General features: G+C 43.0%; 14 protein-coding genes. 12 read left to right on the top strand and 2 right to left on the bottom strand.

Annotation, left to right across the window (positions count from 1 at the left end; genetic code table 11):
* Window positions 1-21: 21 nt before the first annotated feature.
* The 10 genes from HZA49_11125 (at window position 22) to lpxD (ending at window position 8,755) form a co-directional block, all read left to right on the top strand.
* Entirely contained in the window at window positions 22-738 is a 717-nt protein-coding gene (locus HZA49_11125) for a 50S ribosomal protein L25 (protein MBI5779987.1), read from the top strand.
* A 3-nt stretch (window positions 739-741) separates the two neighbouring features.
* Window positions 742-1,314: an aminoacyl-tRNA hydrolase gene (locus HZA49_11120; protein ID MBI5779986.1), complete on the top strand. Its 573-nt coding sequence runs from the start codon at window positions 742-744 to the stop codon at window positions 1,312-1,314.
* 12 nt (window positions 1,315-1,326) lie between these two features.
* Window positions 1,327-1,692 carry a 30S ribosomal protein S6 gene (rpsF, locus tag HZA49_11115; protein MBI5779985.1) on the top strand — a complete coding sequence of 122 codons (366 nt, stop codon included), beginning with the start codon at window positions 1,327-1,329 and terminating at the stop codon, window positions 1,690-1,692.
* A 15-nt stretch (window positions 1,693-1,707) separates the two neighbouring features.
* Window positions 1,708-2,148, top strand: a complete 441-nt coding sequence (gene ssb, locus HZA49_11110) for a single-stranded DNA-binding protein (protein ID MBI5779984.1) — start codon at window positions 1,708-1,710, stop codon at window positions 2,146-2,148.
* A gap of 87 nt (window positions 2,149-2,235) precedes the next feature.
* Window positions 2,236-2,502, top strand: coding sequence for a 30S ribosomal protein S18 (locus tag HZA49_11105; GenBank protein ID MBI5779983.1), 267 nt, complete (start codon window positions 2,236-2,238; stop codon window positions 2,500-2,502).
* Window positions 2,503-2,525: 23 nt separating this feature from the next.
* Complete coding sequence (gene rplI / locus HZA49_11100) at window positions 2,526-3,002, top strand: 50S ribosomal protein L9 (protein MBI5779982.1); 477 nt, start codon at window positions 2,526-2,528, stop codon at window positions 3,000-3,002.
* 46 nt (window positions 3,003-3,048) lie between these two features.
* Window positions 3,049-4,440, top strand: coding sequence for a replicative DNA helicase (gene dnaB / locus HZA49_11095; GenBank protein ID MBI5779981.1), 1,392 nt, complete (start codon window positions 3,049-3,051; stop codon window positions 4,438-4,440).
* The gene (gene bamA, locus HZA49_11090) at window positions 4,437-6,896 is read left to right on the top strand and encodes an outer membrane protein assembly factor BamA (GenBank protein MBI5779980.1); all 2,460 of its coding nucleotides are present in this window, start codon (window positions 4,437-4,439) and stop codon (window positions 6,894-6,896) included. Before dnaB ends, bamA begins: the two co-directional genes overlap by 4 nt.
* Before the next feature lie 110 nt (window positions 6,897-7,006).
* On the top strand, window positions 7,007-7,690 hold the full coding sequence (locus HZA49_11085) for an OmpH family outer membrane protein (GenBank protein ID MBI5779979.1): 684 nt from the start codon (window positions 7,007-7,009) through the stop codon (window positions 7,688-7,690).
* 51 nt (window positions 7,691-7,741) lie between these two features.
* Window positions 7,742-8,755 (top strand): UDP-3-O-(3-hydroxymyristoyl)glucosamine N-acyltransferase, encoded by a 1,014-nt coding sequence (gene lpxD / locus HZA49_11080; protein ID MBI5779978.1) that lies wholly within the window; start codon window positions 7,742-7,744, stop codon window positions 8,753-8,755.
* A 7-nt stretch (window positions 8,756-8,762) separates the two neighbouring features.
* On the opposite strand, the gene ilvE is transcribed toward lpxD, so the two are convergent.
* Window positions 8,763-9,644: a branched-chain-amino-acid transaminase gene (gene ilvE / locus HZA49_11075; protein MBI5779977.1), complete on the bottom strand. Its 882-nt coding sequence runs from the start codon at window positions 9,642-9,644 to the stop codon at window positions 8,763-8,765.
* Between the two features lie 83 nt (window positions 9,645-9,727).
* Complete coding sequence (locus HZA49_11070) at window positions 9,728-10,870, bottom strand: acyl-CoA dehydrogenase (GenBank protein ID MBI5779976.1); 1,143 nt, start codon at window positions 10,868-10,870, stop codon at window positions 9,728-9,730.
* Between the two features lie 155 nt (window positions 10,871-11,025).
* Between HZA49_11070 and HZA49_11065 the strand changes: the two genes are divergently transcribed.
* Window positions 11,026-11,571: a sigma-70 family RNA polymerase sigma factor gene (locus tag HZA49_11065; protein ID MBI5779975.1), complete on the top strand. Its 546-nt coding sequence runs from the start codon at window positions 11,026-11,028 to the stop codon at window positions 11,569-11,571.
* Window positions 11,540-12,274, top strand: a complete 735-nt coding sequence (locus HZA49_11060) for a hypothetical protein (protein MBI5779974.1) — start codon at window positions 11,540-11,542, stop codon at window positions 12,272-12,274. The genes HZA49_11065 and HZA49_11060 overlap by 32 nt, the downstream gene beginning before the upstream one ends.
* Window positions 12,275-12,284: the final 10 nt, after the last annotated feature.

The raw sequence follows: 12,284 nt of genomic DNA, 5'->3' as shown, positions 1-12,284 counted from the left end.
GATTAGGAGAAAAATGATTCTATGGAAACGATTTCAGTGAAGGCGGAATTAAGAGAAAAGAAGGGCACCAAGGAATGCCGCAGAATGCGTCTTCAGAGTTTGGTTCCGGCCGTTATATACGGAGGCAAGGATGTCAACCAGGCGTTAGTGGTGAATAAAAAAGAAGCGTTAAAACTGCTTGGGCATACTGCGCGGCTTGTTGATTTGGTATTGCCGAATAAAACCGAGAAGGTTCTGGTGAAGGAACTCAAATACAATGCAGCCGAAGAGTATATTACGCATATTGATTTTGCCCGTGTGGCTATGGACGAATTCATTACGGTTCAGATAGAAATTGTTCTCAAGGGTGTTCCTAAAGGTGTTAAGGAAGGCGGTGTGCTGGAACATACACTTAAATCAATAAGTGTTAAATGCCTGCCTACGGCTATTCCCGAGAAAATTGAGGTGGATGTTGGCAATCTTGAATTAAATGGCTTGATTAGGGTTAAAGATTTGATATTGCCTAAGGGCGTTACTACCACGGTTGTGCCGGAGGTGGCGGTGGCTGGTGTGCACCTGCCGAAGGTGGAAGAGGTTGCACCGCCGACACCGGCTGAAGGCGCTCCAGCAGAACCGGAAGTGATTACCGCAAAGAAACCGGTTGAAGAAGTTGAAGGTGAAGCGGGCGCTAAGGCTCCGGCTGCCAAACAGGATGCCAAAGCCGCAACGCCCAAGGAATCTAAGGAACATAAGAAATAACTCGTGTTAATTATTATAGGATTGGGTAATCCGGGCAAGAAATATGAATTGACTCGACACAATGTCGGGTTTATGGTTATTGACAAATTGGCTTGTTCCGAATGGTATGCAGGGATAACCAAAACTTTTCGGCTGAAAGAGGAGTATCGGTCGTTGGTGAGTAAGGGAACGGTCTCAAATGAAAAGGTTCTGTTGGTAAAGCCGCAGACCTATATGAATAATTCTGGGACGGCTGCGGCTGTTATAGCACAGAATTTTTCAGAGCCGATAGATGGTTTATTGGTAGTTTTAGATGACTATAACCTGCCGATAGGAACCGTTAGGTTCAGGCGTGAAGGTTCCAGTGGTGGCCACAAAGGATTGCAGTCAATTATCGGGCAACTGGGCGATAATAAATTCCACCGGCTACGGGTTGGTATTGGGTTGCCGGATGGTGTTGACCCAATGAATTTCGTGTTGGATAAGTTTACAGTGACAGAGGAAAAGGAAATAAAGCAGGCTTTAAATAGCGCTGTTGAAGCAATAGTGTTTTATATACAAAACGGCATTGAAAAAAGTATGAACAAATATAATTGATTGGAGAGAATTATGATGAAAACCTATGAGGCGATGTTTCTTGTTGATCCGTCAACAGCTAGCAAGGACGGCAAAATGCCCGAATATATCCATAACATGTTGGACAAGTATAACGCAAAAATACTTAAAGAGATGAAATGGGCTGATAAGAATCTGGCTTATAAGATAAAAGGACACCGGCGCGGTACTTATTATCTTTCATATTTTGAGACCGAGCCGGAGAATATCTCAAAAATCAGGAATGAATGTGATTTATCAACCGTTATTGTCAGGTCGTTAATTTTATTTATAGAGCCGTCAATGAAGGAAAAGATGCTGAGTAGTTGTAAAGAGCCAGTGGCGTCGGCCAGCGCTATAACCGCCGAAACCAAGAAATAAAATAAGGAGAAACCGATGGCATATTTCAACAAAGTTTTGTTGATGGGTAATTTAACACGTGACCCAGAATTGAGCTACACGCCACAAGGAGCGGCTGTTTGCAAGTTAGGGCTGGCCGTAAATAATTCGTATCTTACTTCCAGCGGAGAGCGTAAGGAAGACCCTTTGTTTATAGATATCGTGGTTTGGAAAAAGCAAGCTGAGAATTGTGCGACCTTTCTTAAGAAGGGTCGACCTGTATTTATTGAGGGCAGATTGCAATTAGACCGATGGGAAAAAGATGGGCAGAAGCACTCTAAAATGAAAGTGGTGGCTAACCAGGTTAAATTTATCGGAGCTAAGCCAAAGAACGATGGTATGGGTGGTGAGGAGACAGTAAGGGAAGAAATGTCTTCAAAAGAAGCGTCTCCGGATGAATTGCCTGACGCTGGAACTGACGATGATATCCCTTTTTAATATTAGCCGGCGCTTATAGACGCCAAAATTACGCTTATTTATACCGTGCTAACCGTTAAAATATATTAGATAGGAAAAAAGATGAGAATGATGAAGAAAGAATTAAAAGGGAAGTTTAAGAGTAGAAGGCCGAAGCAGAGTTTTAAGAAAATGGGTAAATGTCGTTTTTGTAAGGATAAAAATAAGTTAATAGATTACAAGGACACGCAAGCCCTGCAAAAGTTTCATAATCAGCAGGGTAAAATAACAACCCGCAGACGCAACAGTAACTGTATTAAACACCAGCGGAAGGTGGAAAATGCCATTAAATTAGCCCGGTATATGGCTTTGATACCATATCCGGGAATGAGATAGGGAGTAGATAGATGAGTGCTGTAATAGAAGTATTGCTAAGAAAAGATGTTAAGACCCTGGGTAATCGTGGTGAAGTAGTTAAGGTCAGAAAGGGCTATGCCCGTAATTATCTTTTTCCTCAAAAACTGGCGTTCCTGTCGACCAAAGAAAACCTTTTAGAATTGGAAAGAGAAAAGAAACGCCTGGTTCGGTCCGAGGTTGAAATGGTGAGTAATCTTAAAGAGCTGGCCGTAAAGATAGAAAACGCTTCTTGTACAATTGAAGTAAAGGCAAATGAAGAGGGCGTTCTGTTTGGTTCTGTTTCACCCCAGGTAATTATTGATGCTTTGGCTAAAGAGAATATCACTGGCATTAAAGATGAGATGATAAAAATGGAAACGCCGATAAAAGAATTGGGTGTTTACCGTATTAAGATAGAGCCTCATCCTGAAATTTCAGCCACCTGTCGCTTATGGGTCGTAGAGGAAGCGGAAGCAAAGACACCTCGTGCTGAGTCTTAGAGAATAGATGGTTATAGCCGGTGGCTCTAAGAGAAATAATAAAATTATGGCGACAGAAACCATTCACAGTGCCAAAGTAACAACGGTTGGTGATTTTCAATATCCATATGATTTAAATGCCGAAAGTGCCCTGCTCGGTTCGCTGATTCTTGATAATAATCAGTTGGGTGACGTGTCCGAGATAATCAAATCCAGTCATTTTTACCACTTGCCTCACAAGTTAATATTTGATACGATGGTGGAATTGTATGACCAGAGGCGTTCTTTTGATGTAGTTATTCTTAAGGATGAGCTTCTAAAGAAGGGGAATCTTGACCGGGCTGGCGGAATTGAAAACATTGTTACCATTTTGGAATCGGTTCCGACATCCAGTAATGCTACATTTTATGCCGAGATTATCAGGGAAAAATACATCCTAAGAGAATTGATAAACCTTTCCAATAATATTCTGCAAAGAAGCAGCCGTGGAGAAGTAGAGTCGGAAAAACTACTGGAAGATGCCCAGAAAAACATTTTTGAACTTGCGCAGGAAAAAGACAAATCCGAGGTGGTTAATATCAAGCAGATTGTTAAGAATGTTTTCAGTCAAATTAGGGATAAGGCTGAAAGAGTTACCGGGTTAACTACTGGATTGACTAGATTAGATGATTTGACTGGTGGCTTGCATCCTTCTCAACTTGTTATTGTGGCCGGTAGGCCAGGGAGCGGTAAATCCAGTTTTGCACTACGTCTTCTTGATGATATTGCAATGAGGGGCAAAAAACCAGTGGTTCTATATACCCTTGAGGTTACATCCGAGCAGATAGTCAAAAATCTTCTCTGTTCCACGGCAAGGATTAACAGTACTAAATTGAGGAGTGGAATGCTTTCCGAAGAAGAGCGTCGTCACATTCTTGATGTCTGTGGCGTTTTAGAAGATTCACCAATTTTTATTGATGATACTTCAGGGCTTTCGGTCTTCGAGTTGAGAAACCGTTCTAGACGCCTGAAGAGCCAGCATGACATTCAATTAATTATTGTTGATTATTTGCAATTGATGAGATGGGAAGATGCTGATAACCGTGAAAGAGAGATAGCCTATATTTCATCATCTCTTAAAGGATTAGCCAAAGAACTTGAAATACCAGTAGTTGCAATGGCCCAATTAAGCCGGGAACCAGAGAGGCGGCCTACTTCTACTAAACACCCCCGACCTCGACTTTCAGACTTACGTGAATCTGGCGCCATTGAACAGGATGCGGATGTTGTTTTCCTTCTTTACCGTGACGAAATGTATAACCCGGATGATGAAACAACTAAAAATAAATGTGATATTAATATCGGCAAGCAAAGAAATGGTCCATCCGGCGAGAATGTCCCTGTTGCATTCTTAAAGGAATTCTATCGCTTTGAGGACCTCACTCAAGAAGAAGTTCAGATGATGGAAGAAGATCTATGATGAACAAGCTGGTTTATAATAAGATTGTGTTTGGTTGCCTGATTTTATTATGTGGCGTCATATTATATGCCCAAAATCCTGCTGAATCGTCTAAAAACACTTCAGCACCTAAGACAGATTTCCAGTCTCCAGCTAAAGAAGCTAAAAAAGCGTCAGTTATTGACTCTATAGAAATTGTTGGATTGCAACAAGTTAATCTTCAGAATGTATTAAGTAAACTACAGTCCAAAAAGGGTGGGGCTTTTTCCCAGGCAGTCCTTGAGGAGGATGTTCGTCGGCTTTATGATAGTGATCTTTTTATCAAGATTGATTGGAAGGTGGAAGATGTGGACTCTGGGACTAAAGTAAAGATTATCCTTACAGTGGAAGAATCTATAATGATTCTGGAAGTTAAATTTGAGGGAGTAGATGAATTTTCCCTGAATTTATTAAAAGAAGTTCTTAAAATTAAGGATAATTCGGCATTAAATATCTTCTTGGCGAAGGCAGATATCAAGGCGCTGACGGATAAATATTTGGAAAAGGGCTACTACTTTGTTGACATAACCTATCGTGTGGATACCGGAATTAAAGGCAAGATACTTACTTATACGGTTCGTGAAGGACCTAAAGTTAAGATAAGCGATATTGTTTTTAACGGGAATAAGTCGTTTCCTTACGAACCACCTAAATATTTTTGGGGGAAGGCATATAACGTCTTTTATGAGATATTTTATGAGCACCCGCTTTATAATGCAATAAAACAGGATAATGCCACCTATTACCAGGAGAAAGAGCTTGTTTTAGATGTGGAGCGGCTCAAGAAATTCTACCGTGATAATGGTTGGCTGGATGTCAACGTCTTTATTGAAGATGTTATTTTTAATGCTAAAAAGAATAGGGTTAATATAGCCATTCATATTGACGAAGGGGAACGCTACAAGGTGGGTAAGTTTACCATTGCTGACAATAAGATAATAAACACCGCTGATATTCTTACTAAAACCACGGTGAAAGAGAATTCTATATATGAAATGGAAGCTATTCTCAAGGATAGTAATGCCATTAAGACTCTCTATGGTAAATTGGGTTATATTGATTGCAATGTGGAGATAAAGACTCACTTCCCGGCAAAAACGGCAATTGTAGATCTGACATATGAAGTTATAGAAGGCAAACCCAGTTATTTGGAAAAAATAAAAATTACGGGCAATGATAAAACCAAGGACAAAGTCATCCGGCGCGAAATGGCAATTGCTCCTGGCGATTTAATGGATTATAGTTTAATCAGGGATAGTTTGGATCGCGTTGGCAGCACTCGTTATTTTAAGGATATGGATTTTGATATAGAAGAAGGGAGTTCAGCGCAGTTAAAGAATATTTTACTTAAAGTTGACGAGACTACCACCGGAATGATGAATTTTGGAGGTGGCTACAGCTCCAATTACGGTTTTAGCGGTATTATCCAATATGATCAGATAAATTTTGATCTGGCTAATCCTCCCGAAAGTTTCGGAGGATTTTTCACGGGAAAATCATTTGCTGGGGGAGGTCAGCGGCTTAGGCTTACCTGGCAGCCGGGCATCTCAACCTCGCAATATGGACTATCTTTTACAGAACCTTATGTTTTTGATAAACAACTAGAATTTGATTTTAACGTTTCCGGATTTGAACGTGATTGGATTGATTATAGTGAAGACCGGGACAGCATTGATTTTACCCTGGCTAGGCGTTTTTGGAAAACCTGGCAGATAGGCGCCGGACCGCGTACTGAACAGATAGATATTAGCAATGTGGAATCGGATGCGCCGCAGTCAATTCAGGATTTAGAAGGCAGTAATACCCAGCAAAGCATTACTTATTTTATCGGTAATGATACCCGTAATCGTCGGTATTTTCCCAGTGGCGGTTACAGAGTGCATCTGTCAGAAGAATATGCTGGTGGTTTTCTGGGCGGTGATTTTGATTTTACTAAAACAATTCTCACGGCTGATAAATATAATACTTTATTTGATTGGGATGGCAAACCAATTGTCCTTAGTATTAATTCTAAGTTAGGTCAGGTGGAGCGATTTGGCGATACGGACGTTACGCCTTTCTTTGAAAAATTCTACGGTGGTGGATTTAAGAGTGCCCGGGGTTTTAGATACCGGACGATTAGCCCAAAACAGGATGGCGTGCCGGTGGGTGGTAAAATCATGGGGATATTTAATAGTGAATTGTCTTATCCTTTGTATACCGAGGAAATGGCTGGTACTACGATGGAAGTTATGAGATTTGGCGTATTCTACGATGCGGCTAACGTCGTCAATACCTGGGGTGAACTTAACTGGAATACCACTAGAACATCTTTTGGCTACGGCTTGAGATTCCAGATAGGAATGATACCGATTTCGTTGGATATCGCCTATCCTATTAAACAACAGCTGGATGACGAAGTTCAGCGTGTCCAGATGAATCTTGGTTTCGGATTCTAAAACTTGTAATTATAATACGGATATTATAGAGTGCCCAAATGAGAACCTTAGAGAGATTCTATTCCGATAGATATCGGTATGGAGTAACAGGTTCGAAAAGGAGAATGTTTATGAAGATCGCAGGTATTATTATCGGAATTGTCATAATCGGTATGATTGGCTGTTATTCAGCTATAATCGCGCAGGATGAAACAACGCCTCCGCCCAAGCCGGTGGACTCCGAACAGGTTATGCCAAATGACGTAAAACCGTCTTCGGCTGATACACCAGGGACTGAAGTAAAACCCAGTTCGAATATTGGTTCATTTCCGTTCAAGGTTGGTGTGGTTAATTTAGCCGAGGTTTTTGATAAATACGGTAAGTTCAAAGAATTCGAGAAAATTCTGGAGAGCGAGAGGAAGAAAGAGGATTTGCTTAGAAAAGAAATATTAATGAACATAAAGAAGTTGCGAGAGGAAATAGAAGTATTGTCGCTGGGTAGCGAATTGTATCGAGAAAAAAGTGAGGAATTAGCCAAGGAGCAGGCGCGTTATGAGTATAAAACGAAAGCCTGGAATGAGTATATCAGGAACAGGTTTAATGAGCATGCCGTTAAAATGTATAAAGATATCCGGGATGTTATAAGCAAGTATGCTGTTGATAATGGTTATACTTTTATTTTTAAGTCAGACCCGGCACTTTCTGCGATACCTCAAGGGGAAGATTTTAGCGTTCAAATAAATATCAGGACTATTCTTTATGCGCCCAAGGAAACCGACATCACTGAGGATGTTATTAAGATACTGAATAAATAAAACAGGTAACGGGTGTCTTTTGCTAAAATCTCCGAAGGTTCCATGCATATTATGAAACGATCCTCATTTCCTACTGCTGAAGCAATTGCTAAATTACTTAAAGGCCGAATAGTCTCTGGCCGTAAGGATGTTGCCATCAAAAATTACGCTACCATTGACCTGGCAAAAGAAGGCGATATCACCTTCCTGACCAACCGGAAATACCTGCCGCTCCTCAAAAGCACTAAAGCATCAGCTATTGTAATGATGCAGGCATTAAAGGAGACCCCGTCAAGCATAGCAGTGATTCTGGTTGATAACCCCGACTTGGCATTCAGCCGGGTTGTGGACTGTCTCAATCCCCCCACGGATACTGCCCCCAAAGGCGTTCATCCTAAATCAGTTATTGCTAAAGGCGTAAAATTAGGCAAAGGTGTTTCAGTTGGTGCATTCACAGTTATTGAAAATGGTGCTGTGGTCGGAGAAAAAACTGTTGTTTATTCTAATGTCTATATTGGTCACTCGGTTAAAATCGGGAGAAACTGCCTAATTTATCCCAATGCGGTAATCAGGGAAAATTGTATACTGGGTGATAATATAATAATTCATAGCGGAACAGTTGTCGGGTCTGATGGATTCGGTTTTACCTTGGAAAAAGGCGAGAGAGTAAAATTACCGCAAAGAGGTAACGTAGTAATTGAAGACGATGTGGAATTAGGTGCCAACTGTACGGTTGACCGGGCTAGGTTCGGCTCAACCATCATCAGGAAAAATGTCAAGACTGACAATCTTGTTCATATCGCCCATAATGTGGAGGTCGGTGAAAACACTCTTATTATTGCCGGCACGGTCATCGGTGGATCTGCTAAAATCGGCAAGAATGTGATATTGGCTGGTCACAGCGGGGTGGATGGCCACGTGACTATCGGAGATAATGTTAAGGTCGGCGCCAAATCCGGTGTGCTAAAGGATATTCCGTCCAACACGATGGTAGCCGGGTTTCCGGCCCGGCCCTATCGCGAACATCTTAAGGAACAGGCAATTCTCAATAAACTACCTGAGATTCTCAAGAATCTAAAGAAGTAATTAATCATTACCCGATCGGCACACCTTCGTTATGGGTTAACTTTTGGTAGGCATCCAGTAATTTCTTAAAGTGCTTACCGGGTTTGCCATCGCCTATCGGACGATCGTCTATTTCTATTACTGGAATCAGTTCTGCTCCGGATCCAGTTAGGAAGCATTCCTCGGATGTATAAATGTCGTGTACCGTGAAGGGTTCTTCAATCACTTGATAATCCATCTTCTTGGCAATCTCAATGACACATCCCCTGGTAATACCTTCCAGTATGCCCAGATATGCCGGCGGGGTGTATAATTTATGGGAGTTCTTGACGATAAAGACATTATCGGCCGTGGCTTCAGAGACATAGCCTTCGTCATTAAGCATAATGGCTTCGTCTGCCCCATAGGTAAATGTTTCTAACTTGGCCAGGATATTGTTGAGATAGTTCAATGATTTAATCTGGGAATTAAGCGTATCCGGGCGGTTACGCCTGGTGGCTGAAGAGATGACCTTAATGCCGGCCTGGTATTTCTCGGGCGGATAAAGGGCAATCTTGTCCGCCATAATAACGATAGTCGGCTCGGAACACTTGCGCGGGTCAAGCCCTAAATCACCGGCGCCACGCGATACTACCAGTCGGATATAAATGTCCTTAAGTCCGGTCTTGCGGCAGGTTTCTATCACCAGTTGTTCCATCTTTTCCTGGGAAAACGGAATCTTAAGCATTATGGAAATGGCGGATTGGTAGAGCCGCTTGATATGATCGTGGAGTTTGAAGACCTTGCCGTTATAAACCCGGATGCCCTCAAATACGCCGTCGCCATAAAGGAATCCGTGGTCATAGACCGAGACCGTTGCTTCTTCGCGTTTGGTATAGAACTTGCCGTTGAGATAAATGCATAGGCCCATATTACCCCTCACTCTCTATAATTTAAGAACTAAAGGACTATAAAACAAAATACTAGTTATCCGTTTTATGGTTCTTTAGTTGTTCAGCTTTTCAGTAAATTACTGGCAATAACTAATCTCTGTATCTCCGATGTTCCTTCGTAAATCTCGGTAATCCGGGCATCGCGATAGAAGCGCTCCACCGGGTAATCCTTGGTGTATCCGTATCCGCCGTAAATCTGGATGGCCTTGTGCGCCGCGTCAGTGGCTACTTCTGAGGCAAACAGTTTGGCCATGGCTGATTGCTGTGAGAACCGTTCCTTGGTATCCTTAAGCCAGGCGGCCCGCAGGGTTAGGAGCCGCGCCGCATCTGTCTGGGTGGCCATATCCGCCAGCATCCACTGGATGGCCTGGAAATTGGAAATGGGCTGATTAAACTGGGTGCGTTCCTTGGAATATTTAACCGATGCTTCAAGCGCCGCCCGGGCAATGCCCACGGCCTGGGCCGCAATGCCGATCCGGCCACCGTCTAATGTCTGCAGGGCAATCTTAAATCCGCCGCCTAATGGCCCCAGCAGATTTTCCTTGGGGATCCGGCAGTCTTCAAAGATGAGTTCAGCCGTAGATGATGCCTTAATGCCCAGTTTATCTTCCACCTTGCCGACCTTGAATCCGGGTGTGCCTTTTTCCACGATGAAGGTGGAGATGCCTTTATGTCCCTGTGATTTATCGGTTATGGCGGTTATTACGGCAATATCGGCCTGGGCTGCGTTGGTGATGAATAATTTCGTGCCATTGATAATCCAGTTATTGCCGTCTAAAACCGCGTTGGTTTTGATATTGGCCGCATCAGAGCCGGCGGATGGCTCAGTCAGGCCCAGGCATCCGATATTGGTGCCTTTAGCCAGGGGAGTCAGGAATTTCTGTTTCTGCTCTTCGGTGCCGGCCGAATATATCGGATCGCAGCCCAGCGAGGTATGTGCCGAGACAATTACTCCGGTTGAAGCGCAGGCGGCTGAGATTTCTTCAACGGCCACCGCATAAGAGACGTAATCCAGCCCGGCTCCTCCGTATTTTTCCGGAAAGGGAATGCCCATAAATCCAAGTTCGGCTAATTTTTTTACGGTCTCTATGGGGAATTTACCAGTGTGGTCTGATTCGGCGGCCAGTGGTTTGATTTCACTTTCAGCAAACTCTCTGATAGTCTGCTGGAGCATCTTTTGTTCTTCGGTCAGGCGAAAATCCATTCAGCCCTCTCTATTCCATTGAATATTTGATATATTTATAGATGCTTTTACGGTAATGTCAAGCAAAAAATGCAATTATTCTGTTCCCGGTTATGACAATTAAATGGATTTGCTAAAAGGTTGTAATATTTTCAGGTGTTTGTAACATTATATACATGGATAGACAAAAGCACAGGGAGTTTATAGACCGGCTGAATGGCTGCCGCAAGCCACTGCTTAATTATATCAGGTATATACTCTGGAATAAGGAGCAATTGGAAGACGCCTTCCAGAATACGGCCCTGGAGGGTTGGAAGAAGTTTGCAGCGTTTTCCGGAGATGAGAAGTGGTTCCGGGTCTGGATGTTCCACATCGCCAATTATGTGGTGCGTAACCTGAACCGGGCCCATAAGAAAACCAAGGAACTAAAAGACTCCTCCGGGGCAGGTGAGAAAACAGTGGCGCCGGAGATGACACTATCTGTTGATTCTTTAGTAGAAGTGCTTGATACAATGGAGGATAAGGTAAAAGAATCGGTGGTGGCTCTGCCAGATAATGAACGCCAGGTATTCCTGCTTCGTTCAGTTGGTGAATTCTCCTATGAGGAGATTGGCAAGATTTTGGATATGCCTATAGGCAGTGTGATGGGCTATTTAGCCCGGGCCAGGACAAAACTAAAAGAGAAATTATATGAATATGCCCGAGAACTCAAATATGTCTGATAGCGCTCTAGAAGAGGCACTTGACTACAAGGTCGCCGCTATTATAAGCAAGAATAGCGCCTCTGACGATGCCATCTGGCAGCATACCCAGGAGTTATTAAACTACGAATTAGAAAAGCGCCTGGTCTGGCAGCGGATTGGATATTTCGTCTCTACCGCCGCTGCGGCTGTTATCCTTTTGGCGGTAGTTATCTACATCTTTCTGGCGCCGGCTGGCATTCCTGCCAATTGGCTTTCTGCTATGGAACAGGAGCACCAGTCATTCATACAGGGTGATATTAAACCAATCACCGGTACAGACCTGACCGGCGCATTGAACGCCCAATTCCGCATTGAGAATCTGCTCTCCGATAATGAATGTTGCTGCTCATTGCTTAAGAATAATAAAGAACTCCGGTTAGAAGGCGGCAATAGTAAGTCAATGGCTGGATGTCCTTGTGCCGCTATTTATGCCAGGTACAATACTACTCCGGTAACGTTTCTTTTATTTGAATCGTCAGGCGGTTTGAGTAGAGCTGAATCTGTTTATGGCTCTTACCCCAGTCCTGTCTGGACCGATAAGACAGGTAAGTTTAATGTAGCCATGAAACGGTTGCCTAATTGCTTGATTGGCGTTATTTCCGAATTGGATAAACAGACTCTGGCCAATCTGTTGAAGAATATAGATACTATGGGAGGTGACTGCAAATGCGGCCATAAGTAGCATATAAATT

It is taken from the genome of Planctomycetota bacterium, assembly GCA_016235865.1.
Taxonomy (GTDB): domain Bacteria; phylum Planctomycetota; class MHYJ01; order JACQXL01; family JACQXL01; genus JACRIK01.
The sequence above is the reverse complement of the archived record's forward strand: the minus strand, read 5'-3'. Positions and strand labels throughout refer to the sequence as shown.

Bases quoted from the DNA above. Each gene is read 5' to 3' on its own strand.
- ssb (MBI5779984.1), top strand. From the start codon at position 1,708: ATGGCATATTTCAACAAAGTTTTGTTGATGGGTAATTTAACACGTGAC.
- lpxD (MBI5779978.1), top strand. From the start codon at position 7,742: ATGAAACGATCCTCATTTCCTACTGCTGAAGCAATTGCTAAATTACTT.
- HZA49_11070 (MBI5779976.1), bottom strand. From the start codon at position 10,870: ATGGATTTTCGCCTGACCGAAGAACAAAAGATGCTCCAGCAGACTATC.
- HZA49_11065 (MBI5779975.1), top strand. From the start codon at position 11,026: ATGGATAGACAAAAGCACAGGGAGTTTATAGACCGGCTGAATGGCTGC.
- HZA49_11085 (MBI5779979.1), top strand. From the start codon at position 7,007: ATGAAGATCGCAGGTATTATTATCGGAATTGTCATAATCGGTATGATT.
- HZA49_11060 (MBI5779974.1), top strand. From the start codon at position 11,540: ATGAATATGCCCGAGAACTCAAATATGTCTGATAGCGCTCTAGAAGAG.
- rpsF (MBI5779985.1), top strand. From the start codon at position 1,327: ATGATGAAAACCTATGAGGCGATGTTTCTTGTTGATCCGTCAACAGCT.
- HZA49_11105 (MBI5779983.1), top strand. From the start codon at position 2,236: ATGATGAAGAAAGAATTAAAAGGGAAGTTTAAGAGTAGAAGGCCGAAG.
- bamA (MBI5779980.1), top strand. From the start codon at position 4,437: ATGATGAACAAGCTGGTTTATAATAAGATTGTGTTTGGTTGCCTGATT.
- dnaB (MBI5779981.1), top strand. From the start codon at position 3,049: ATGGCGACAGAAACCATTCACAGTGCCAAAGTAACAACGGTTGGTGAT.
- HZA49_11125 (MBI5779987.1), top strand. From the start codon at position 22: ATGGAAACGATTTCAGTGAAGGCGGAATTAAGAGAAAAGAAGGGCACC.
- ilvE (MBI5779977.1), bottom strand. From the start codon at position 9,644: ATGGGCCTATGCATTTATCTCAACGGCAAGTTCTATACCAAACGCGAA.